23 protein-coding genes and 1 other RNA gene are annotated in these 21,218 nt (G+C 49.6%); 13 read left to right on the forward strand and 11 right to left on the reverse strand.

The window, feature by feature from the left end; all coding sequences use genetic code 11:
- Window positions 1–116 precede the first annotated feature (116 nt).
- Complete coding sequence (locus LVJ85_RS11325) at window positions 117–269, forward strand: hypothetical protein (protein WP_244739894.1); 153 nt, start codon at window positions 117–119, stop codon at window positions 267–269.
- 142 nt (window positions 270–411) lie between these two features.
- On the opposite strand, the gene LVJ85_RS11330 is transcribed toward LVJ85_RS11325, so the two are convergent.
- Window positions 412–1,080 (reverse strand): M23 family metallopeptidase, encoded by a 669-nt coding sequence (locus LVJ85_RS11330; protein ID WP_244739895.1) that lies wholly within the window; start codon window positions 1,078–1,080, stop codon window positions 412–414.
- Between the two features lie 317 nt (window positions 1,081–1,397).
- Here LVJ85_RS11330 and LVJ85_RS11335 point away from each other — a divergent pair, with 317 nt between their 5' ends.
- The 5 genes from LVJ85_RS11335 (at window position 1,398) to pyrI (ending at window position 5,819) form a co-directional block, all read left to right on the forward strand.
- Window positions 1,398–1,871, forward strand: coding sequence for an FxsA family protein (locus LVJ85_RS11335; RefSeq protein ID WP_244739896.1), 474 nt, complete (start codon window positions 1,398–1,400; stop codon window positions 1,869–1,871).
- 323 nt (window positions 1,872–2,194) lie between these two features.
- Complete coding sequence (gene trpA / locus LVJ85_RS11340) at window positions 2,195–2,977, forward strand: tryptophan synthase subunit alpha (RefSeq protein ID WP_244739897.1); 783 nt, start codon at window positions 2,195–2,197, stop codon at window positions 2,975–2,977.
- A gap of 284 nt (window positions 2,978–3,261) precedes the next feature.
- On the forward strand, window positions 3,262–4,131 hold the full coding sequence (gene accD / locus LVJ85_RS11345) for an acetyl-CoA carboxylase, carboxyltransferase subunit beta (protein ID WP_244739898.1): 870 nt from the start codon (window positions 3,262–3,264) through the stop codon (window positions 4,129–4,131).
- Between the two features lie 298 nt (window positions 4,132–4,429).
- On the forward strand, window positions 4,430–5,350 hold the full coding sequence (gene pyrB, locus LVJ85_RS11350) for an aspartate carbamoyltransferase (protein WP_244739899.1): 921 nt from the start codon (window positions 4,430–4,432) through the stop codon (window positions 5,348–5,350).
- A 10-nt stretch (window positions 5,351–5,360) separates the two neighbouring features.
- Window positions 5,361–5,819 (forward strand): aspartate carbamoyltransferase regulatory subunit, encoded by a 459-nt coding sequence (gene pyrI / locus LVJ85_RS11355; RefSeq protein WP_244739900.1) that lies wholly within the window; start codon window positions 5,361–5,363, stop codon window positions 5,817–5,819.
- Window positions 5,820–6,207: 388 nt separating this feature from the next.
- On the opposite strand, the gene rpmG is transcribed toward pyrI, so the two are convergent.
- The 5 genes from rpmG to dusB form a co-directional block, all read right to left on the reverse strand.
- Entirely contained in the window at window positions 6,208–6,363 is a 156-nt protein-coding gene (gene rpmG, locus LVJ85_RS11360) for a 50S ribosomal protein L33 (RefSeq protein ID WP_004283097.1), read from the reverse strand.
- Between the two features lie 31 nt (window positions 6,364–6,394).
- Entirely contained in the window at window positions 6,395–6,628 is a 234-nt protein-coding gene (gene rpmB / locus LVJ85_RS11365) for a 50S ribosomal protein L28 (RefSeq protein WP_085364522.1), read from the reverse strand.
- Window positions 6,629–6,912: 284 nt separating this feature from the next.
- The gene (gene purH, locus LVJ85_RS11370; RefSeq protein ID WP_244739901.1) at window positions 6,913–8,490 is read right to left on the reverse strand and encodes a bifunctional phosphoribosylaminoimidazolecarboxamide formyltransferase/IMP cyclohydrolase; all 1,578 of its coding nucleotides are present in this window, start codon (window positions 8,488–8,490) and stop codon (window positions 6,913–6,915) included.
- 191 nt (window positions 8,491–8,681) lie between these two features.
- Entirely contained in the window at window positions 8,682–8,927 is a 246-nt protein-coding gene (locus LVJ85_RS11375; RefSeq protein WP_085364520.1) for a Fis family transcriptional regulator, read from the reverse strand.
- A 55-nt stretch (window positions 8,928–8,982) separates the two neighbouring features.
- A complete protein-coding gene (dusB, locus tag LVJ85_RS11380) occupies window positions 8,983–9,981 on the reverse strand; it encodes a tRNA dihydrouridine synthase DusB (protein WP_244739902.1) in 999 nt (332 codons plus the stop codon).
- A 489-nt stretch (window positions 9,982–10,470) separates the two neighbouring features.
- On the opposite strand from dusB, the gene LVJ85_RS13415 reads away from it, so the two are divergent.
- Entirely contained in the window at window positions 10,471–12,195 is a 1,725-nt protein-coding gene (locus LVJ85_RS13415) for a calcium-binding protein (RefSeq protein ID WP_304653899.1), read from the forward strand.
- Between the two features lie 236 nt (window positions 12,196–12,431).
- Here LVJ85_RS13415 and LVJ85_RS13375 read toward each other — a convergent pair whose 3' ends face one another.
- The 4 genes from LVJ85_RS13375 to LVJ85_RS11400 form a co-directional block, all read right to left on the reverse strand.
- A complete protein-coding gene (locus LVJ85_RS13375) occupies window positions 12,432–12,566 on the reverse strand; it encodes a hypothetical protein (RefSeq protein WP_255733779.1) in 135 nt (44 codons plus the stop codon).
- Window positions 12,567–12,576: 10 nt separating this feature from the next.
- Window positions 12,577–13,419: a GNAT family N-acetyltransferase gene (locus tag LVJ85_RS11390; protein WP_244739903.1), complete on the reverse strand. Its 843-nt coding sequence runs from the start codon at window positions 13,417–13,419 to the stop codon at window positions 12,577–12,579.
- Window positions 13,420–13,587: 168 nt separating this feature from the next.
- Window positions 13,588–14,688: a putative lipopolysaccharide heptosyltransferase III gene (rfaQ, locus tag LVJ85_RS11395; RefSeq protein ID WP_244739904.1), complete on the reverse strand. Its 1,101-nt coding sequence runs from the start codon at window positions 14,686–14,688 to the stop codon at window positions 13,588–13,590.
- Window positions 14,689–14,702: 14 nt separating this feature from the next.
- Window positions 14,703–15,617, reverse strand: a complete 915-nt coding sequence (locus LVJ85_RS11400) for a lysophospholipid acyltransferase family protein (protein WP_255733916.1) — start codon at window positions 15,615–15,617, stop codon at window positions 14,703–14,705.
- 193 nt (window positions 15,618–15,810) lie between these two features.
- Between LVJ85_RS11400 and metK the strand changes: the two genes are divergently transcribed.
- Window positions 15,811–16,980 carry a methionine adenosyltransferase gene (gene metK / locus LVJ85_RS11405; RefSeq protein ID WP_244743206.1) on the forward strand — a complete coding sequence of 390 codons (1,170 nt, stop codon included), beginning with the start codon at window positions 15,811–15,813 and terminating at the stop codon, window positions 16,978–16,980.
- A gap of 102 nt (window positions 16,981–17,082) precedes the next feature.
- Here metK and LVJ85_RS11410 read toward each other — a convergent pair whose 3' ends face one another.
- Entirely contained in the window at window positions 17,083–18,243 is a 1,161-nt protein-coding gene (locus tag LVJ85_RS11410) for a cytochrome-c peroxidase (RefSeq protein ID WP_244739906.1), read from the reverse strand.
- Between the two features lie 294 nt (window positions 18,244–18,537).
- Between LVJ85_RS11410 and LVJ85_RS11415 the strand changes: the two genes are divergently transcribed.
- From LVJ85_RS11415 to rplM, 5 genes are all read left to right on the forward strand, one after another.
- Window positions 18,538–19,527, forward strand: coding sequence for an NAD(P)H-dependent glycerol-3-phosphate dehydrogenase (locus LVJ85_RS11415; protein ID WP_244739907.1), 990 nt, complete (start codon window positions 18,538–18,540; stop codon window positions 19,525–19,527).
- Between the two features lie 121 nt (window positions 19,528–19,648).
- The gene (locus LVJ85_RS11420) at window positions 19,649–20,032 is read left to right on the forward strand and encodes a hypothetical protein (protein ID WP_244739908.1); all 384 of its coding nucleotides are present in this window, start codon (window positions 19,649–19,651) and stop codon (window positions 20,030–20,032) included.
- A 16-nt stretch (window positions 20,033–20,048) separates the two neighbouring features.
- Window positions 20,049–20,345 carry a cell division protein ZapA gene (locus tag LVJ85_RS11425; RefSeq protein ID WP_115134374.1) on the forward strand — a complete coding sequence of 99 codons (297 nt, stop codon included), beginning with the start codon at window positions 20,049–20,051 and terminating at the stop codon, window positions 20,343–20,345.
- Window positions 20,346–20,359: 14 nt separating this feature from the next.
- Window positions 20,360–20,537: non-coding RNA, 6S RNA (ssrS, locus tag LVJ85_RS11430), on the forward strand.
- A gap of 248 nt (window positions 20,538–20,785) precedes the next feature.
- Window positions 20,786–21,214, forward strand: coding sequence for a 50S ribosomal protein L13 (gene rplM / locus LVJ85_RS11435; protein ID WP_085363428.1), 429 nt, complete (start codon window positions 20,786–20,788; stop codon window positions 21,212–21,214).
- Window positions 21,215–21,218: the final 4 nt, after the last annotated feature.

Here is a 21,218-nt window from a genome sequence, read left to right on the forward strand (position 1 = left end):
TTAACAGACGGTTCGGCATAAAACCGCTAGCAACACTTACATATTCGGTAACGATTCCGCAGCCAAGGCCGAGCCTTACTAATGGTGCTTCTTGAGACAAGCCGTTGCGGGCGGATATGCAATCCGCCCGCACGCTTGCTTTGGAAAATTTCAGCCACCCCGTAAGTTGGGCTGCCAAACCCAATGCGGCAGAAGAGTTGAATATTTTTTTGTTGGGTCACGACCCAATCTACGTTTGCTCGCTTTCAGACGGCCTCGAATTTTCATGAAAAACCGTTACGGGCGGATATGTAATCTGCCCCTACATTTCAGGATATTTGTAGAACAAGTTTGGGTATATCGCACATAAACTTAACAGGCCGTCTGAAAATTCAGACGGCCTGTTGATTGAGACTTCTGCCACATTAAAATTTATCTCAGATACTGCGTGGGATTAACTGCCTTACCATTAATGCGTACTTCAAAATGTAGTTTGACGCGATCGGTATCGGTGCTGCCCATTGTGGCGATGGTTTGCCCTGCTTGAACGGTTTGCCCTTTTTGAACGGTGAAGCTGTCGTTATGGGCGTAAGCGGTGATGGTGCTGCTGTTGTGGCTAATGAGGACCATCTTGCCGTATCCGCGCACATCTTCTCCGGCATAAAGCACTTTGCCCGCAGCGGCGGCGCGCACCGGCATTCCAAGCTCGCCGGCAATATCTATGCCTTTATTGGTGCTGCCGTTATAGTGTTCGATGATGTTTGCGCTCCCGTTACTTACCGGCCACTGTAAAGTCAGGCGGTTGGTGGGCGCGACGGTTTGCGTTTTTCTCGGGCTTTCCTGCAAACGGCCTTGAGCGCGCACTTTAAGCACTTGACCTACTTCGATTTTGGTTGGGTCTTTCAGATTATTCCATGCGGCCAGTGTTTGTACGCTTTGTCCGAAACGCTGGCTGATACGGTAGAGCGTATCGCCGCTTTGAACTCGGTAATGCCCTTCAGGCACGGGGCCGTCTGAAGATGTGGTAGCACAAGCCGCAAGCACTAAAGCTGTTGCGGCAGGAAGAATTTTTTTCAGTAAATAAGTCAATTGTGTTTTCATGGGCGTAAGGATAGCAAATTTAAACTGCTTCAAAAATTTTCAGACGGCCTTTCTTTTCAGCCTTTACTTTTTTTTACTGCATATAGCGGCGGTTTTCGCCAATGGCGCTTGAAAGGGTTTGCAGTAGTCTTTATTTTACTAGGCAATGAAAAAATCTGCTGTCGAATCTATCTAAACGGTGTGGCAAAGCTCAATTTGTTTGATACCGGTAAACTCCCGCAGCAATTTGAATGATTGAATCAATCCGCCTGCTTTGCACTTTTTGTTTCTCAACAATCGGCGTGCGGATGATTTCACTTGGTTAAGGAGCCAATGTAATGCAATTTTTCGGTATCGGTTTTTTGGTGCTACTGTTTTTGGAGATCATGTCCATCGTTTGGGTGGCAGACTGGCTTGGCGGCGGTTTGACGTTTTTATTGATGCTGTTGAGTTTTGCCGGCGGCGTTATGATGCTGCGCCATACGGGGATTTCCGGGGTATTGATGGCCGGGGCAACGATGCGCAGCGACAAAGGGATATCGCTGTATCAAATGTTGTGGCCTATCCGTTATACGGTTGCAGCGGTTTTGTTGATGAGCCCGGGCTTTGTCTCTTTGATCATTGCTCTAATTTTGCTGCTGCCGATTAAAGGGAAGCCGATTGCTCAAATGGAAACTTTTCAAACCGGTCACAACCCTTTCCAGTATCCGCCCAAGCAGCAAAATGAGGGAGACATTATAGAAGGCGAATATACGGTTACGAGGCCGTCTGAAAAAGACAAACAAAACTATATCGAACACAAGCCCGACTAAACCGTTATCTCAATTCATCTATCCAATACTTTCTCTTTCAGACGGCCTTTGCTTTTATAACCCGCACCACGGACAAGCAAAGGCTGTTTTGTTTATATCGCTTGAAATGCTTGCCGATATTCAAAACATCCGCTCTGCTCTATATTAAAAGAACCCCTCAACTTAGATACTTATAGATAGTTATTATCTAAGCCCATCCGCAAACAATCAGAACACTCCGACCGAATTGAAAATAGTCGCTCATTTTGAAGTGAAGCAATGCTATACTTCCCGATTATTTTTCAACCTTATAGAGGCCGTCTGAAAACAGTCTCTACTCTACCATGAGCAGAATCCAACAAGCTTTCGATGTACTGGGCGGTAAAAAAGCCCTGATACCTTATATTACTGTCGGCGATCCCGATATCAATACAACTCTTGCCTTAATGCACAGCATGGTTGAAAACGGCGCCGATATTATCGAACTGGGCGTTCCGTTTTCAGACCCTATGGCAGACGGCCCCACGATTCAACGCGCTGCCGAGCGTGCGCTGGCCAACAAAGTGTCTTTAAAAGATGTTTTGACTATGGTAAGCACATTCCGCCAAAAAAATACCGTTACACCGGTTGTTTTGATGGGCTATCTGAATCCCATACATAAAATGGGTTACGCAGAATTTGCCCGGGCAGCATCCGAATCCGGCGTAGACGGCGTATTGACTGTTGACTCTCCGGTAGAAACCATCACTACACTTCGCGATGCTTTAGCTCAGAATGGGCTGGACTGCATCTTTTTGGTTGCCCCAACCACCAGCGAAGAACGCATGGCGCAAATCGGCCGGCTGGCAAGCGGGTTTGTTTATTATGTGTCTCTCAAAGGCGTTACTGGTTCGACAAAACTGGATACAGATGAAGTAGCAGCAAAAATTGCCGTTTTGCGCCGATATATCAATATACCTATTGGTGTGGGCTTCGGCATTTCAGACGAAGAAAGCGCCCGCAAAGTTGCCGCCGTGGCCGATGCCGTGATTATCGGCAGCCGTATCGTCAAAGAAATTGAGCAAAACCCCGGCAAAGAAGCCGAATCGGTTGGCGCTTTGGTTCGCAACCTCAAAGCCGCTATCTAGATTTTTTACTCGGAATATTTAAAATCAGGTAAAAAATCAGTTGCCAACTATGCTGCTGCTGGCTATATTGATTGTTTAATGTGCAAAAAGCATTTCAGTTATCCGCCTAATGTCAGCCCCATTTCTACTGCCCGCACTTATCGGCGCACACGCTTGAAACAGCGAGTCTTTTAAAATGCCGGCAACATCGCTGAATACCGGCAAAACAAGTCAATCGGTTTGACCGAAATATATAAACACCACGACTAACATTAGGCCGTCTGAAAACAACAAAGGAACTTAACATGAGCTGGTTAGATAAAATCCTGCCTCCTAAAATCAAACGTGCAGACAAAAACGAATCAAGCGTGCCGGAAGGTCTATGGCACAAATGCCCTTCTTGCTCCGCCACACTTTACTCTACCGACTTACAGCAAAACCTCTACGTTTGCCCCAAATGTAACCATCACAACGCACTATCAGCACGCGAACGCTTGAATCTTTTATTGGACGAAAACGGCCGCGAAGAAATCGGTGCGCATGTAAAACCCACCGATATTCTGAAATTTAAAGACAGCAAAAAATATCCCGACCGCCTGACTGCCGCCCGCAAAACCACCGGCGAAGACGATGCTTTGGTGGTCATGAAAGGCACGTTAAACGGCTTGCCCGTGGTAGTTGCCGCATTTGAATTCCGCTTTATCGGCGGCTCTATGGGTTCGGTAGTCGGCGAGCGTTTCGTTCAAGGTGTGCGCCGCGCAGTAGCAGACAACTGCTCGTTTATCTGCGTTGCCGCTTCGGGTGGTGCGCGCATGCAGGAAGGTTTGAACTCCTTGATGCAGATGACCAAAACCAGCGCGTCTTTACATTTGCTGACCGAGAAAAAATTGCCGTTTATCTCCGTATTAACCGATCCGACCATGGGCGGCGTATCGGCAAGTTTTGCTTTCCTCGGCGACATCGTATTGGCCGAACCCAACGCACTCATCGGTTTTGCCGGCCCGCGCGTGATTGAACAAACCGTGCGCGAAACCTTACCTGAAGGTTTCCAACGTGCAGAGTTCCTGCTGGAAAAAGGCGCGATCGACCAAATTATCGACCGCAGAGAAATGAAAAAGCGGATTGCAGACCTGATTACCTTGCTGCGCCGCCAAGATTCCGTGAGTGCCGCATAATTTAATGTATTCAATGATGGTTTGCTAAAATTACTTCGCTCTTGGGCAAACTAAAGTCTTTTCGACAGAGCCTATCTTTTCAAGGAAACCCATCAACAACGCCACAGGCCGTCTGAAATATTTTTTCAGACGGCCTTTGGTTTATGCGATAATTGCGCCAATCAAACAACCGCAAAACCGCCATGTCTATTTTGATGCCGCACAAACCCAGCCGTGCTGCCACCCGCAGCGGTTTTGCCGTTCCCCACATATCGCGCCCGTATTGCCCACGGGCTTTTTTATGGAAAAAGGAAATACAATGCCCAATTTGCTTTATCGTCAAAATGTCATTTCCATCTCCGATTTGAGTACGCCCCAGCTTGAATTGCTGCTGCACACCGCACTCAAGCTCAAAGCCGAACCACGCACGGATTTGCTTAAAGACAAATTAATCGGTTCGTGTTTTTTCGAACCTTCAACCCGAACCCGCCTTTCATTTGAAACCGCCGTCCAACGATTGGGCGGCAAAGTAATCGGCTTTGCCGACGGTGCCAACACCAGCGCAAAAAAAGGAGAAACTCTGGCTGATACGGCGCGGATTATCTCCAGCTACACCGATGCGATTATCCAACGCCATCCCAAAGACGGTGCAGCACGCGTGTTGGCCGAGTTTTCCAGCGTGCCTGTTATCAATGCCGGCGACGGCACCAACCAGCACCCGAGCCAAACCCTCTTGGATTTGGTAACGATTTATGAGACACAGGGCCGTCTGAATAATCTCAAAATAGCCATGTGCGGTGATTTGAAATACGGCCGCACCGTGCATTCTTTGGCGCAGGCATTGAAACGTTGGGGTTGCGAATTTGCCTTTGTATCGCCTCCAAGCTTAGCCATGCCCGCCTACATTACCGAGGAATTAGACGAAGCAGGCTGTACATACCAGATTCTGCCCTCTTTGGAAGCCGCTATCGAATGGGCAGACATTCTATATATGACCCGGGTGCAGCGGGAACGTTTCGACGAACAGGAATTTTCCAAAATTCAAGGCAAATTCAATCTCGATGCCTCTATGCTCAGCAAAGCCAAAAACAACCTGCGCATTCTGCACCCGCTGCCGCGTGTCGATGAAATCCACCCCAATGTAGACAGCACACCTTATGCTTATTATTTCGAGCAAGCCACCAACGGCGTTTATGCGCGCATGGCGATTTTATCGTTGATTCTGAATGAAGAAGTTTGAGGAGCCGAACATGGAAAAAAAACAGTACAGCGTAGAAGCGATTGAAAACGGCACAGTAATCGACCATATTCCGGCAGGCAAAGGCTTGGCGATTCTGCGCCAGTTTAAGCTGCTGCATCCCGGCAATGCAGTCACCGTAGGCTTCAACCTCCCCAGCAAAACTCACGGCAGCAAAGACATCATCAAAATTTCAGGCATTCATTTGAATGAAAAAGAATCTAACCGCTTGGCCTTATTCGCACCGGAAGCCACAGTAAACGTTATCGAACGCTTTCAGGTAGTAGAAAAAAGGCATTTGAGCCTACCTGATACAATCAGCGAAGTATTCCGCTGCCCCAACCCCAACTGTGCCAGCCACGGGGAGCCGGTAAAAAGCCGTTTTTATGTGAAAAACAGTGGCGGTCAAACCAAGCTGAAATGCCACTACTGTGAAAAAACTTATTCCCGCGAATTTGTAACTGAGGCATAAGGCGTACAAACTAAGGCTTCCTTATACACAAAATTCGGAAGCCTCAGCTGTATTTAAACGCCGGATTCGCTGATAGAAGGCAGATAAATCATCTACCTGAAACCTCTGAAAAATCCAGATACATACCAAAGTAAACTTTAAAGGGGGTGAGGCCGTCTGAAAGCGAACTTTGTGAGTTTCGTAAAACCTCGGCTCAGCATGTTTTAACGAAATACCTTCCAGACAACTTTTGCAGGTGCGGATATTTTGAAATCTTTATTGATTGAACAAAAGCCTCCCCCGCCCTTGCAGCATTTTTTTATCCAAGACTTCCCCAATAAAATCAAAATATAAAAAAGCCTTCGCAAAATACGAAGGCTTTTTTCTTTGCTTACAAAAAACCGACTGTTTATTTCAGTTTGGTTTCTTTGTACAAAACATGCTTACGGGCTACCGGGTCAAATTTTTTGATTTCCAGTTTGCCGGGCATGGTGCGTTTGTTTTTGGTAGTGGTGTAAAAGTGACCAGTACCTGCACTTGATTCCAGTTTGATTTTATCGCGCATTGCAGTATTCCTTAATCAAAATATATTTAAATTAAGCTTCGCCGCGGGCGCGCATTTCGGCCAATACAACGTCAATGCCTACTTTGTCGATGGTGCGCAATGCAGCGTTGGATACGCGCAGGCGAACCCAGCGGTTTTCACTTTCTACCCAAAAACGACGTGATTGCAAGTTAGGCAAAAAACGACGTTTGGTTTTGTTGTTGGCGTGTGATACGTTATTGCCAGACATCGGGCGCTTACCGGTCACTTTGCAAACTCGTGCCATGGTTAGTCTCCAAACTTCTAAAATGGTAAAACGCGATTTATACCACAAAAATCGATTTCATTTCAAGCTTGTTTTTAAAAGTTAGGTGTTTTTCCATGAAAGAATCCTGATAAATGTTGTGTCTGACGCAATAAAGCAGACACAGCTCACAGCGGGGTCAAAATATTTACTCTTTACCAGCTTGAGCAAACAGTTTGATATGTGCTTTATATGGTTACACATGATAACGATGAGGCCGTCTGAAAATAGTTTTCAGACGGCCTCACATTCGTCAAAACCAATAATTAATGGCGGAAATGACGCACGCCGGTCAGCACCATGGCGATGCCATGCTCGTCTGCTGCGGCAAATACTTCTTCATCGCGCATCGAGCCGCCGGGATGAATAATCGCTTTGATACCTTGTTCGGCAATCACATCTACGCCATCACGGAACGGGAAAAATGCGTCTGAAGCTGCGCAGGCGCCATTGAGGTCAAAACCGCCGTCTTGGGCTTTACGCGCAGCAATGCGGGTGGAATCGACACGGCTCATTTGGCCTGCGCCGATGCCGTAAGTTTGGCCGCCTTTGCCGAATACGATGGCGTTGGATTTCACAAATTTGGCTACGTTCCACACAAACATTAAATCCTGCCACTCTTGCTCTGTCGGCTGGCGTTTGGACACTACTTTCAAATCTTCGCGCTTGATGCGGTGGATATCGGGGGTTTGAACCAACAAACCGCCGCCGACACGCTTCAACTCGAAACGGTTAGAGCCGGCCAGCAGAGGCACTTCCAACACGCGCACGTTTTTCTTGGCGGCGATGATTTCTTTGGCTTTGTCGGTAAATTTAGGCGCCATCAATACTTCGAGGAACTGACCGGTTACTGCTTCTACGGTGTCGGCATCAACTTCACGGTTAAACGCAATAATGCCGCCGAAAGCGCTGGTGGTATCGGTAGCAAAAGCCAACTTATAGGCATTCAAGGGCGAATCGGCCACGGCAACGCCGCAAGGGTTGGCATGTTTTACAATCACGCAAGCCGGTTGCTCGAATGCTTTAACAGCTTCCCACGCGGCATCGGCATCGGCAATGTTGTTGTAAGACAATTCTTTGCCTTGCAATTGGTTGTAGGCGCTCAAGCTACCGGCGGCAGGATAAACGTCGCGGTAAAAAGCAGCATGTTGATGCGGGTTTTCGCCGTAACGCATTTCTTGAACTTTTATCCAGCTTTGGTTGAACTGCGCAGGAAACTCGCCGATTTCAGGCTCGCCTGATAATTTTTCATCCGACACGCTGGTCAGATAATTGGAAATCATGCCGTCGTATTGGGCGGTATGGCTGAAGGCTTTGCGCGAAAGGTTGAAGCGGGTTTTGTCGCTCAATGTGCCGTTCTGGTTTTGCAGTTCTTCAATAACGGCTTGGAAATCGCTGTTGTCGGTTACGATGGCTACATGTTTCCAGTTTTTAGCTGCGGAGCGCACCATGGTCGGGCCGCCGATGTCGATGTTTTCAATTGCCTCTTCCAGCGTGCAGCCGGGTTTGGCAATGGTTGCGGCAAACGGATAGAGGTTCACGCATACCAAATCGATATTGCCGATATCGTGCTCTTTCATTTTGGCAACGTGTTCGTCTAAATCACGGCGACCGAGAATACCGCCGTGGATTTTCGGGTGAAGGGTTTTCACACGGCCGTCGAGCATTTCGGGGAAGCCGGTATAGTCGGCCACTTCAATCACGGGCACACCAGCATCGGCCAGCATTTTGGCCGTGCCGCCGGTAGAAAGGATTTCCACGCCAAGCTTGTTTAAGGCTTGGGCAAATTCGATAACGCCTGTTTTGTCGGACAAGCTGATCAGGGCGCGTTTTACAGTTGCCATTTCGGTTCCTTAATTATGAAAAATCACTGTTTGAATAAATGATATGTCGTGCCAAAAAGTCTTTGTTGATGGGATTGCTGACGAGTATGGCTTCTTAATCTGTCAAGCTGACACTAGAGCAATTCCCTCATCATTTCATATATATAAACGCAAAATGGCCGCCATGATTTTCAGACGGCCACAATTTATCTTTATTGTTCCAATAATCCGTGTTGCACCAGCTTCTTACGCAGAGTATTGCGGTTCAACCCCAACACGGCAGCAGCCTTCGACTGGTTGCCGCCGCATTCGGCCATCACGCACTCCAGCAAAGGTTTTTCAACCTGATGCAGTACCATATCGTAAACCGCACAGGGTGTTTCTCCATTCAGGTCATGAAAATACTGCTTCAGATTTTGCTCGATACAATGAGCTATGTCGGGAATATTCTGTTTCATAACAATGTCTTTATTATTTATTATTCATTTTTCGGCCTGATGATTTCAGACGGCCTCAACGGTAGCTGCACATCCAGCAGTCGGTATGGTCTTTTAACTGATCGAGAAAACGGGCAAGCATATCGTATTGTGCGGCTGCGCTGTCGGTTTGATTGATTTCCCTGCGCACAGTCTCGCCGCCCGGCATGGCTCCGATATACCAACCGATATGCTTGCGGGCAATGCGTACGCCGTCTCGCTCTCCGTAGAAGCCGTGCATATCGCGAATATGCCGTAAAACGGTTTCGCCACACTCTTGAACAGTCAGCGCTTCGGGCAAGCGGCCATACTCGGCAAAATATTTCAAATCCCGAAACAGCCACGGCTGCCCTTGCGCACCCCGCCCTATCATGATGCCGTCCGCTCCGGTCTGCCTCAATACTTCGGCAGCTTTTTGCGGCGCGGTAATATCGCCATTCACCCACACAGGGATCTTCAGACGGCCTTTAGCCTCGGCAATCAAATCATATTCGGCCTCGCCTTTATACATCTGCGTACGCGTGCGGCCGTGAATGGCAATCGCCGCAATACCGGCATCTTCAGCAATGCGGGCAACCGTTAGAATATTTTTATGCTCGTCGTGCCAACCCAAACGGGTTTTCAACGTTACCGGCACATCAACCGCCTTCACCACGGCATGCAGAATATCGGCCACCAGCGGTTCGTTTTGCAGCAATGCACTGCCCGCCAATACGTTGCATACCTTCTTTGCCGGACAGCCCATGTTGATATCCACCACCTGGGCACCCTGCTTCACATTATATCGGGCAGCTTCCGCCATCTGCACAGGATCGTTACCGGCAATCTGAACGGCAACAACCCCTTTTTCACCTTCGAAATCGCTGCGACGGAGCGTTTTACGGGTTTGGCGCAAAGTCGGATCGCTGTTCAACATCTCGCCCACAGCCCAACCCGCTCCGTATTCCCTGCATAAGTGCCGGAAAGGTTTGTCGGTAATGCCTGCCATCGGAGCAAGCGCAATAGGCGTATCAATGGAATAAGTACCGATATACATTTTTCAGAATGGCCGTTTCTGCAAAGCAGAAATTGTACATTTTTTAAGCAAAATTTTTCAACAAGAAATTATTTCGCCGAATGTAAAAGCATTGGTTTTAAATTGACAATATTATGTCATTTGATTAAAAATAATCTCGCAATCATTCATGTTATTTTTAAAGCACCAGCCACCTTTAACACACTCCTTTCACTTTGAAAAAATTTTAAAATTATCTATAAACTACATTAATTTAAATCTTATTTTTGTAATGCTTTACAAGGATACTCTATGCCGAAAAACTAAACATAAAGCATAATATTAATAATGAAATATTTGTACATGTTAATACATTGCCATTAAGCGTTGAAATCCACCATTTGAATGAAATCAATCTTCCCAAAATAAATTTAAAGCTAGAATGAAAATACTAAAGTTCCGTCATTTACTTTAATAGCAATATTATTGAAGTAAATGATTTTACAACGAAACCTTTTTGGGAGAATAAACATGAATTACAGTCATTCATACTATGGCTACGCCTACCAGCCGGGATACGGCGGTTACTACGGTTACGGCTGGGGTAAAGGCGGAAGTAAAAGCAAAGGGCACAAAGGCAAGAAAGGAAGTTGGATTGACTGCTATCCTGACAACTATCCTCCACTGAATCCCTATCCGAAAGCCAAACCGAAGCCGAAGCACGACCGCGACGACGATAAAGGCAAATGGTATCCCAAAGGCAAAGACAAGGACGACGACAAAGGCAAGTGGTGGAAGCCTAAAGGCAAAGGTAAAGACAAATACGACTGCGACGACGATAACGACAAAGGCAAGTGGAAACCTAAGGATAAAGACAAAGGCAAGCACGATCGCGATGACGATGACGATAAAGGCAAATGGAAACCACAGCCCAAACCCAAGCCTCAACCCAAGCCTGATAATGATGGCGATAAAGACGGCTGGCAACCTTTACCCAAGCCAAAACCCCAGCCGAAGCCTGAGCCGAAACCTCAGCCCGAGCCTCAAAAACCTGAGCCGAAACCTCAGCCCGAGCCTCAAAAACCTGAGCCGAAACCTCAGCCCGAGCCTCAAAAACCTGAGCCGAAGCCTCAGCCCGAGCCTCAAAAACCCGAGCCGAAGCCTCAGCCCGAGCCTCAAAAACCTGAGCCGAAGCCTCAGCCCGAGCCTCAAAAACCCGAGCCGAAGCCTCAGCCCGAGCCTCAAAAACCTGAACCGAAGCCTCAGCCTAAGCCCGATGATTGCGTAAACTGTAAAGACAGCAATGCCAATCCTGATAACAGCTTCGGCGGTATCGACAAAAACCCGGGCAACATCATCAACGGCGTTATTGTCGGCACAGACAGTAAAGATACCATCTACGGTACCGACCACAAAGATACCATCGACGGCCGCAGCGGTCCTGATGTTATCTATGGCAAAGGCGGAGACGACATCATCTACGGCGGCCCCAACGGCGATACGCTGTACGGCAATGAAGGCAACGACCGACTGTTCGGCCAAGACGGTAACGACTATCTAAACGGCGGAAGCGGTAATGACATTATGCGCGGCGGCCAAGGCAACGATGTTTATCTGGTTGAACAAAAAGGCGATCAAGTTATTGAGCTTAAAGGAGAAGGCTTAGATACTGTCCGCACTTATATCGACTATGAACTGCCTGCAAATGTTGAAAACCTGATTCTGATGGGCAATGCCAACTTAAACGGCACAGGTAACGAGTTGAACAACGAAATCATCGGCAACGGTGCCCATAACAGATTGAGCGGGCTGGCAGGAGACGACCGCTTAATCGGCAAAGGAGGCTCCGATGTGCTTGACGGCGGTTTCGGTAACGACTATTTGGACGGTGGTTCAGGTAATGACACTTATGTGTTCAACCTCGGCTACGGTAAAGATGTGATTTGCGATTTCGACACCCAAGCGGGCAACTGCGATGTGCTTGATTTCGGCAAAGGCATTCTGTCTTCCGACTTAACGCTCGGACGCAATGGCAACGACCTTACCGTTAAAGTCAACAGTTCCGACAGTCTAACGATTCTTGACTGGTTCAAGAGTTCCGCCTACCATATCGAATCATTCAACTTCGATGACGGCAGCGTGTGGGATTCCGCAGCCATCAACAAAGCTTTGAGCGTACAAGGTGTCGACACCGGCTACGCAACAGCGAGCTACGATGCAACTGCCCTGCCGTTAAACAATGAAGGCATTATCTAAGCATTTAAAATATTGGCAGGTTGAGGCTTTTCTGCCGCAAACCGTATAAAAGCCAAACCATCCTCCGAATACTCACCGCGGAATGTATTCGGAGGATTTTTTATGTGCGTCAAACCAATGTAAACAGGCAAGCTTATCTATTTCCTAACTTTCAAAATAAAATGTTAAGGCCGTCTGAAAATCATTTTCAGACGGCCTTTGGTATCTTCTCAGATTTATTTAAAGGCAATTGTTCATTAACGGCCTATACGGGTGTGTGAGGTTTCCACACCGCTTTTCACTTCACCGTATATCTGCTGCCGGCCGTTGCCGCCGGATTGGGCGCACGCTGCCAACAATACGGCCAGCATGGCTACATAGAATGCTTTCATCTTGATTTCCTTAATCTACTTTACATACAAAATGGAAAGCGTCAATTTCAAAACCGCTTTCAAAATATAAACGGTGTGCGGGAGTACGCTCGCTGCCGACGTCTGATTGTACATGGATTTTCGAAATACCTGCTTCTCTGGCGATATTTTGCACTTCCGCCAACAAGCGTGCCGCATAGCCTTTGCTTCGCCCTTGCGGAATCGTTACCACATCATCAACATGGATATGGCGGCCGCTGGCTAAATTGGTTTGCTCACGGAAACCGCAGACGGCCACGGCATTGGTTTTACCTTCTTCAAAAATACCCAGCAAACGGTAGCCTTGAGGACGTTGATAATGGTTGATCTGCTCGACAAAGCGGGAAACGTCATTGTGCATGGTGCGCAGAACGCTCAAAGCAGCGAAGGCGACGGCGGTTTCTTCTTCGCCGATTTCACGCAACACACTATGTTCCGCATCAGTATCGGCTTTGGCTTGTGCTTCGGCCGTTTCTTTTACGGCAGCTTCAACAGCCGGAGCAGGTGCGGCAGGCTGTTGTGCCGGCTCTTTGGCCGCCGCCTGTTCATCCATCAACGACTGGCAATCCATCACACGCAAATCGTTGTCGGCGGCAAAGTCCATCAAAAAGCGGAACATCGCCGGATTGATTTCTTCCAGCTTTTTGTCCACCGCCACGCAACGGATTTTATCGACCAAAATCGGGTGTACCCATTCGTGATAAGAAAGCCGGTTGCCCTTGTCGAACGATGACAAAATACCGCACAGCCGTTCCGCCCAGTCGCTCGGACGGAACACTTTTCCGTTGCTGGTGGTGCCGTGAATGATGATTTCGTAGGGATTGCAAACTAACATGGGGCGGCTCACTGTAACTATATATTATTGTTCGGGCACAGGATGAAGATGAAATGCGTGCGGCAGGATAATTCTCGTCTTTGCGGCGCCGATTATACCGTACTGCGGTATCAATCTAAAGCACTGCCCCTTAAGCGGAATAAAATTGTGCCGAAATAGGCCTAAACATCACACGGCCGAGTGTTGATTCCCGCCAACAGGCTTCAGCTTTTCCTGCACGGCATTCCACACGGCATCCACCGGTATCGCCGACAACAAACGGGTTTTATCATCGGTATTGATGCTGTCTGGATGCGGCAGTTCGCCGAAATCGCCTGCCCACACTACCGAAGCCTTATCCGAATAAGGCCGCCAACGGCTGACCCAGCTCGGCCCGAACAAGGCAACCTGCGGCTTGTCGAGTGCGGCGGCCATGTGCATGGGAACGGAGTCCACGCCGATAAACAGCTCTGCACCGTCAATCGCAGCGGCCAGTTCGCGTAAGTTCAGACAACCTGAAAGCTGCCATAGCTGAACGCCTGCGGGTATATTCAGACGGCCTGTAATCTCGTCCAGCATGGCTTGTTCTTCCGCGTCGGGCGCGGCGGTCAGCACCACATTCCGACCGCTGTTTAACAAGCGTTGCAGCAATTCGATGTATTTATCGTTGTCCCAACATTTGAATTGCCAGCGCGAGCCGGGGTGCATCAGCACATACGCCTCGCCCCGCCAACCGCGTTCCGTTAACTTGGCATGCAGCGATTCGCGCGCGGCGGCGTCGATTTCCATGCGCACTTTCGGCTGATAACTGCTTTGCAAGCCCAGCGGACGCAGCACGGCAAGATGGTTTTGCACAACATGATGGGCATGACCGAGATCTTCGTTCAACTCGCTATGGCAAAACCGCCACAAAGCGTTGTCGCGCTTACCGTAGCTGAGGCTGCCGCTGCGTTTGCCGCACAATTTGGCCACGGCGGCCGCGCGCCATTGGTCGGAAAGATTGAACACCCAGTCGTAATGCTGCGCTTTCAAATCGGCAAACAGCGCAGCTTCGTGCGACAGCTGGCGGCGGAGGCCTTGTTTTTTCCATTGGCGGTCGATGGTGAAGATGCGGCGTATTTGGCTGTTGCCGCGCAAAATATCGGCGGTTTCATGATACACCAGCATATCGACAGCGCAATCGGGATACGCATGTTTGATTTGATCGACCACCGGCGTTGTCAGCAACACATCGCCGTGATGCCGCAGTTTGATAATCAAAATACGTTTCGGGGTATGGGGTTGAGTCATGTTCGACAGCCTTTTCAGACGGCATCGGGAGGCGGCGGCGCGCCTGCCGGATGTTTGTAACGGTTGTAGGCAAACAGATATTGTTCGGGGAAGCGGCGCACCCAATATTCTACGTTTTCATTGATCACGGCCGCATCATGCTGCTTGTCGCCGTTCAACTCGCCTTGAAGCGGCTCGATGTGCAGCACGAATCCTTGCCCTTCAGGCAGGCGTTCTCCGCAGAAAAACAATGCCTTCACGCCTTTTACTTGAGCCAGCTTGGCCGCCAGCGTCATGGTATAAGCGGGTTTGCCGAAAAATTCAGCCCAAACGCCTTCGCCGCCTTCCCGCGGATCGGGCACATGGTCGGGCAGCACGATGGTTGCCTCCCCCGCCCTCAAAGCCTTGATAATCTGCTTGACCCCTTGAATAGAAGTCGGTGCCGTGCGGCCTTTGTCTCGCACCCTGCCTGCCTGCATCACCGCGTCAAATGCTTTGATTTTCGGCGGCTTGTACATCGCAGTCAGCGGGAAAGGCAAACGGTGGCTGATATAGCGGCCGGCAATATCGTAGCTGCCGATGTGCGGCGTAATCAGCAACAGCCCTTCGCCGTTATCCAAGGCCGTCTGAATATGTTCCCAGCCGTGTACTTCTTTAAACAGCGCCGCCACTTCTTCAGGCCGTCTGAAAAAAGCCACCGGCAGCTCCAAACCGCCTTTGGCTGTTTCCTGCAACACAGCTTTAATCATACGGTCGTCGGCGCGGATGCCGGCAATCTCCAAATGCTTGCGGATACGCTCGCGGTTGTCCGCCAAAAAACGAAACGCCAAACTGCCCGCCGCGCGTGCAAAAGTATGCAGCAGCGGTAACGGCAGCGCGGCCAGCAGGCGGAAAATCAAGGCAATCAGTTTCTGCATAAAGCGGACAAGCGGGCGAAATAAAAACGCTATTGTAATGGAAAAAAGCCCGCATCAAACCTTCCACACCGTAAAAAGCACATCATCGCCCGCTCATGCCGCTCCCGTTTTTTCAGACGGCACGCGCCGCCCCAAACCGGCGTTCTCTGCTATAATCGCAGCGTTTATTTTCTACTGCCGCCCCGGCCCGGTGTGCGGCTTCCTTATTCAAGAAAGCACTTCCCCCATGAGCGAATATTTATTCACTTCCGAATCGGTATCGGAAGGCCATCCCGACAAAGTGGCCGACCAGATTTCCGATGCCATTCTTGACGCCATTTTGGCGCAAGACCCGACTGCCCGCGTGGCCGCCGAAACCTTAGTCAACACCGGCTTGTGCGTACTGGCCGGCGAAGTGACCACCACCGCACACGTCGATTACATCAAAGTAGCGCGCGAAACCATCAAACGCATCGGCTACAACTCTTCCGAGCTGGGCTTTGACGCCAACGGCTGCGCAGTCATGATGTGCTACGACCAACAGTCTCCCGACATCGCCCAAGGCGTGAACGAAGGTGAAGGCTTAGACTTAAACCAAGGCGCGGGCGACCAAGGCCTGATGTTCGGCTACGCTTGCGACGAAACCCCCACGCTGATGCCGTTTGCCATTTATTACAGCCACCGCCTGATGCAGCGCCAAAGCGAAGTGCGCCGCGACGGCCGTCTGCCGTGGTTGCGCCCCGACGCCAAAGCCCAAATTACCGCCGTTTATGACGCCGAAACCGGCAAAGTAAAACGCATCGACACTGTGGTATTGTCCACCCAGCACGACCCCGAAATCGGCCATGAAGAGCTGTGCCAAGCCGTTATCGAGTACATCATCAAACCCGTGCTGCCGAAAGACATGCTCACGGAAGAAACCAAATATCTGATCAACCCCACCGGCCGTTTCGTCATCGGCGGCCCGCAAGGCGACTGCGGCTTAACCGGCCGTAAAATCATTGTCGACACCTACGGCGGTGCCGCTCCGCACGGCGGCGGCGCATTCTCCGGCAAAGACCCCACCAAAGTCGACCGTTCCGCCGCTTACGCCTGCCGCTATGTAGCCAAAAACATCGTTGCCGCAGGCTTGGCCACCCAATGCCAAGTGCAGGTTTCCTACGCCATCGGTATTGCCGAACCGACCTCGATTTCCATCGACACCTTCGGCACAGGCAAACTGAACGAAGAAGAACTGATTAAATTGGTACGCGAACATTTCGACCTGCGCCCGAAAGGCATCGTACAAATGCTCGACCTGCAACGTCCGATTTACAGCAAAACCGCCGCCTACGGCCACTTCGGCCGCGAAGAGCCTGAGTTTACTTGGGAACGCACCGACAAAGTGCCTGCATTGAGAGCAGCTGCCGGCTTGTAAAACGATACAACCGAGCAAAAACGATTGAGGCCGTCTGAAAACAAGCTTTGCGGGTTTCGCTAAAATATTTTCAGACGGCCTCAAACTTATCTTAACTGCGTTTTATTGATTGTTCGGACGGCTATCGGCTTCAGAATAAACCGGCAACTCCGGCACAGTACGCGCAGAGTCGGAAACGGAACCCGACAAGGTGTTCAAGAATGCCACAATTTTTTCCACCTCTTCTTTCGGCAATTCTTTACCCAATTGAGCCTCGCCCATGATACTGACCGCTTTATCCAATTCCCACACGCTGCCGTCGTGGAAATAAGGATAAGTACGGCTCACGTTACGCAGACCCGGCACGCGGAATACAAACTTGTCGTTTTCCGCTTTAGTTACTTCAAAGCGGCCTTCGTCATGCTTTTTGCTGCCGGTAAACTGCCAGTAAGGGCCTTTCACCAAACCGAATTTTTGGAACGTATCGCCACCCAGCGTCACACCTTTGTGGCAGGCAATACAGCCGTTATTGATAAACGAACGTACACCTTGGCGCTCCGTTTCGTTCAAGGCATTGATATTGCCTTTCAGATAATCATCCCACTTGGTCGGCGTCAACAGCGTACGCTCGAAAGCCGCAATCGCATGGGTAATATTTCTAAAGGAAACCGCGCCGCCGTTTTCAGGGAAAGCTTCTTTAAACAAAGCCTGATATTCGGGAATCGCCGCAATTTTCTTCTCAACAGACGCTTCGTCGGCGTTGGCCATTTCAACCGGGTTCAGCAAAGGGCCGCCGGCCTGCTCTTCAACCGTTGCCGCGCGCCCGTCCCAGAATTGGCTGCCCAACAAAGCAGCGTTCAATGCCGTAGGCGAATTGCGTCCGCCGAAGCTGCCTTTGTGACCGGGGCTGGTCGGCAGGTTATCCACACCCGCCGTCGCTAAGTTGTGGCATGAGTTACAGCTCACCGTATTACCTTTAGACAAACGCGGTTCGTACCACAATTGATGCCCCAACTTAACCTGTGCAGGCGTAAAAGGATGTGCCTTTTGCATTTCAGCCTCGTCCGGCAGCGGTTGGAACAAGGTTTGAGCCTGCTTCAGCAATTCCTTGTCTTCGGCAGAAGCAGTGCTGTTATCCACAGCCGGTGCAGAAGCAGCAGGAGCGGACGCTTCAGGAGCAGAAGCTGCACCGGAAACGGCAGGTTCGGACGCTTTTTCTCCGCAGGCAGCAAGAGCCAACAATACAGCAAGAACGATGCCGCTTTTATTCATAGCATGTTTCATGGTGGTTCCTTCCAAAGATATTATGGTTATTGATATTTTTTGTTTTAACTTAAATGAGTGGCCGCAACATATTTCCACAACCGGCTTGAGTATAAACTCGATCATTTTTTGCTGATTTGTTTAAAATCAACTTTCAAAACACCATAACATTTGCCAATAATGCCGATAGCACTTATCTAAAACATATTCCCTCCCATACCCGTGTTTTACCCGTCTGTCCCCTTCCCCGCCGAGCTTGCACCACCGCCATGATTGTTTTAAAGTTAGCCCCATTCCAACAATGAGAATACCCATATGAATATCACCGTTATCGGCGCAGGCTCTTGGGGAACCGCGCTCGCCCTACATTTCGCCCAACACGGCCACCGCATATCATTATGGTCGCGCAATGCCGAACACATGCAGACCATCCGACAAGAAAGAGAAAACAAACGCTACCTCTCCGGCTTCACCTTTCCCGACACACTCAGCGTCCATACCGAATTACAAGAAGCCTTAAAAGATAGCGAACTGGTATTAATCGTTACCTCCGTAGCCGGCCTGCGCGACAGCGTCAAACTCTTGGCAGAACACAACGCCGCCCACCTCCCCATACTGACCGCCTGCAAAGGCTTCGAGCAAGATACAGGCTTGCTGACCTTCCAAGTCGTTAAAGACGTTTTGCCCGACAACGACAAAATCGGCGTCCTGTCCGGCCCCAGCTTTGCCCAAGAATTGGCCAAGCAACTTCCCTGCGCCGTTGTATTGGCATCAGAAAACAAAGCGTGGACTGAAGAACTGATAGGCCGTCTGAACAGCAACGTATTGCGTCTGTACGGCAGCGAAGACATCATCGGCGTGGCCGTAGGCGGTGCCGTTAAAAACATCATGGCCATTGCCACCGGTATTTCAGACGGCCTCGAATACGGCCTCAACGCCCGCGCCGCCTTAGTAACCCGCGGCCTCGCCGAAATCACCCGTCTTGCCGTCGCCATGGGCGCACAACCCAAAACCATGATGGGACTTGCCGGCATCGGCGACCTCATACTTACCTGCACCGGCGCACTCTCCCGCAACCGAAGAGTCGGCTTAGGCTTGGCAGAAGGCAAAGAACTGCATCAAGTATTAAAAGAAATCGGCCACGTATCCGAAGGCGTCAGCACCATCGAAGAAGTATTCAACACCGCCTGCAAATACCAAATCGACATGCCCATTACCCACACCCTGCTCCAGCTTCTCCGCAAAGAACTGAACGCCCGTCAGGTTGTCGAAAGATTAATGGAACGCGAAACCCGATTCGAATAAACCGTCAAATATATAAAAGAACATCAGGCCGTCTGAAAAACATTACGTTCAGACGGCCTTATTTGACAGCCCCATTTATCCCTACTATGCTTGCCTCCATATCAACCGAGCGGTACGAAAAATGAATCAATCTCTGGAAAAACTCGAAATCAATGTTTACCAGCTGGTACAGAAATTTGAGACCCAGCTGGGCGAAAACAGACGCCATCAAGAAGAAATCGCCCGCCTGAAAAGCGAAATTACGCAGCACCAGATGGCACAAGAACAGCAAAAAAACGAACACCAGGCTGCCGTCGACGAATTGAGCGAAGCCCTCATGGTACAAATGAGCAACCTCAAAAACGAAATGCAGGGCCGCATTCAGAGCGTTACCGACGAAATGCAAAATAAAATCGACGAGCTTACCGCCGAAAACCAAAAATACCGCGACGCATTGAATGCCAGCGCCGAACACCTCCGCAAACTGCTGGCACGCCTGCCGCAAGAACCTGAAGCAAACCAATAAATAAGGATACCCGACAATGAGTATCGAACAAGTCAGCCTCGACATCATGGGCCGCTCATTTACCATCGGCACCCCGTCAGAAGAAAAAAACACCCTTTTGCAAGCCGTCAACATGCTGAACCAAAAGTTTGACACCATCAAACAAAACGGCCGCATCGTCGAAACCGACAAAATCGTCATCATGGCCGCCCTCAACGTCGTTCACGACCTCTTAAAAATGTCGATGAAAGATGATTTGGCAATTGGCGATTTTGAGCGTAAAATAACAGACATGATTAATGCTTGCGATAAAGTTTTATCCAAAACAGCCTAAGCAAGCCAAAAGCTTATTCCCTGCGGTGTTCGCGAAGGCATACATTCCTTTGAACCAATAAGTTCGCTTAAGGTTGCCGGGAGATGCAGTGGGCGCGAGCGTCTGTACAGATGCACCCGAAACTGCCCGTGGCGACCGCCTTGTCAGCAAGGTTCAAGCGGATTCAGCCTAAACGACACCTGCGGGGATTCCCCAAAAAACAAAATGCCGCTATAGCGGCATTTTTCCTATCCGATACATCAATAATAAAACACACAAATCTTCAAAACCATCAGATTCGAACCACACCCAAGCACACCGAAATTGCAACAAATACAACACCATTTAACCTTCCATTTAAAGTCTTCAACGTATTTTTCCCAGCAACTCAAATCAGATTGACAGACTTACGAATCATCTATAAAATCGGCAGCTTTCTATATCTATCTGGATTACCCCTTATGAAAACCTTTTCAGCCAAGCCGCATGAAGTAAAGCGCGAGTGGTTCGTGGTTGACGCACAAGATAAAGTATTAGGTCGCGTCGCTGCAGAAATCGCCCGCCGTCTGCGCGGCAAACATAAGCCCGAATACACTCCTCACGTTGATACCGGCGATTACATCATCGTTATCAATGCAGACAAACTGCGCGTAACCGGCAACAAAGCTTTAGACAAAAAATATTACCGCCACTCAGGCTTCCCCGGCGGCATCTATGAGCGCAGCTTCACCGAAATGCAAGAGAAATTCCCTGAGCGTGTTTTAGAAAAAGCGGTTAAAGGCATGCTGCCCAAAGGCCCTTTAGGCTACGCCATGATCAAAAAACTGAAAGTGTACGCAGGTTCAGAACACGGCCACGCTGCACAACAACCTAAAGTTTTAGACATTTAAGGAC

It is taken from the genome of Neisseria sp. Dent CA1/247 (genome assembly GCF_022870825.1).
Taxonomy (GTDB): Bacteria; Pseudomonadota; Gammaproteobacteria; order Burkholderiales; family Neisseriaceae; genus Neisseria; species Neisseria zoodegmatis.

What these genes read in the sequence shown, in the direction of transcription:
- LVJ85_RS11415 (WP_244739907.1), top strand. Translation starts at nt 18,538, where the DNA reads ATGAATATCACCGTTATCGGCGCAGGCTCTTGGGGAACCGCGCTCGCC.
- LVJ85_RS11335 (WP_244739896.1), top strand. Translation starts at nt 1,398, where the DNA reads ATGCAATTTTTCGGTATCGGTTTTTTGGTGCTACTGTTTTTGGAGATC.
- LVJ85_RS13375 (WP_255733779.1), bottom strand. Translation starts at nt 12,566, where the DNA reads ATGAAAGCATTCTATGTAGCCATGCTGGCCGTATTGTTGGCAGCGTGC.
- metK (WP_244743206.1), top strand. Translation starts at nt 15,811, where the DNA reads ATGAGCGAATATTTATTCACTTCCGAATCGGTATCGGAAGGCCATCCC.
- purH (WP_244739901.1), bottom strand. Translation starts at nt 8,490, where the DNA reads ATGGCAACTGTAAAACGCGCCCTGATCAGCTTGTCCGACAAAACAGGC.
- accD (WP_244739898.1), top strand. Translation starts at nt 3,262, where the DNA reads ATGAGCTGGTTAGATAAAATCCTGCCTCCTAAAATCAAACGTGCAGAC.
- LVJ85_RS13415 (WP_304653899.1), top strand. Translation starts at nt 10,471, where the DNA reads ATGAATTACAGTCATTCATACTATGGCTACGCCTACCAGCCGGGATAC.
- pyrB (WP_244739899.1), top strand. Translation starts at nt 4,430, where the DNA reads ATGCCCAATTTGCTTTATCGTCAAAATGTCATTTCCATCTCCGATTTG.
- rpmB (WP_085364522.1), bottom strand. Translation starts at nt 6,628, where the DNA reads ATGGCACGAGTTTGCAAAGTGACCGGTAAGCGCCCGATGTCTGGCAAT.
- rfaQ (WP_244739904.1), bottom strand. Translation starts at nt 14,688, where the DNA reads ATGACTCAACCCCATACCCCGAAACGTATTTTGATTATCAAACTGCGG.
- LVJ85_RS11330 (WP_244739895.1), bottom strand. Translation starts at nt 1,080, where the DNA reads ATGAAAACACAATTGACTTATTTACTGAAAAAAATTCTTCCTGCCGCA.
- LVJ85_RS11390 (WP_244739903.1), bottom strand. Translation starts at nt 13,419, where the DNA reads ATGTTAGTTTGCAATCCCTACGAAATCATCATTCACGGCACCACCAGC.
- LVJ85_RS11325 (WP_244739894.1), top strand. Translation starts at nt 117, where the DNA reads ATGCAATCCGCCCGCACGCTTGCTTTGGAAAATTTCAGCCACCCCGTA.
- LVJ85_RS11420 (WP_244739908.1), top strand. Translation starts at nt 19,649, where the DNA reads ATGAATCAATCTCTGGAAAAACTCGAAATCAATGTTTACCAGCTGGTA.
- LVJ85_RS11410 (WP_244739906.1), bottom strand. Translation starts at nt 18,243, where the DNA reads ATGAAACATGCTATGAATAAAAGCGGCATCGTTCTTGCTGTATTGTTG.
- pyrI (WP_244739900.1), top strand. Translation starts at nt 5,361, where the DNA reads ATGGAAAAAAAACAGTACAGCGTAGAAGCGATTGAAAACGGCACAGTA.
- dusB (WP_244739902.1), bottom strand. Translation starts at nt 9,981, where the DNA reads ATGTATATCGGTACTTATTCCATTGATACGCCTATTGCGCTTGCTCCG.
- LVJ85_RS11425 (WP_115134374.1), top strand. Translation starts at nt 20,049, where the DNA reads ATGAGTATCGAACAAGTCAGCCTCGACATCATGGGCCGCTCATTTACC.
- LVJ85_RS11375 (WP_085364520.1), bottom strand. Translation starts at nt 8,927, where the DNA reads ATGAAACAGAATATTCCCGACATAGCTCATTGTATCGAGCAAAATCTG.
- trpA (WP_244739897.1), top strand. Translation starts at nt 2,195, where the DNA reads ATGAGCAGAATCCAACAAGCTTTCGATGTACTGGGCGGTAAAAAAGCC.
- rpmG (WP_004283097.1), bottom strand. Translation starts at nt 6,363, where the DNA reads ATGCGCGATAAAATCAAACTGGAATCAAGTGCAGGTACTGGTCACTTT.
- rplM (WP_085363428.1), top strand. Translation starts at nt 20,786, where the DNA reads ATGAAAACCTTTTCAGCCAAGCCGCATGAAGTAAAGCGCGAGTGGTTC.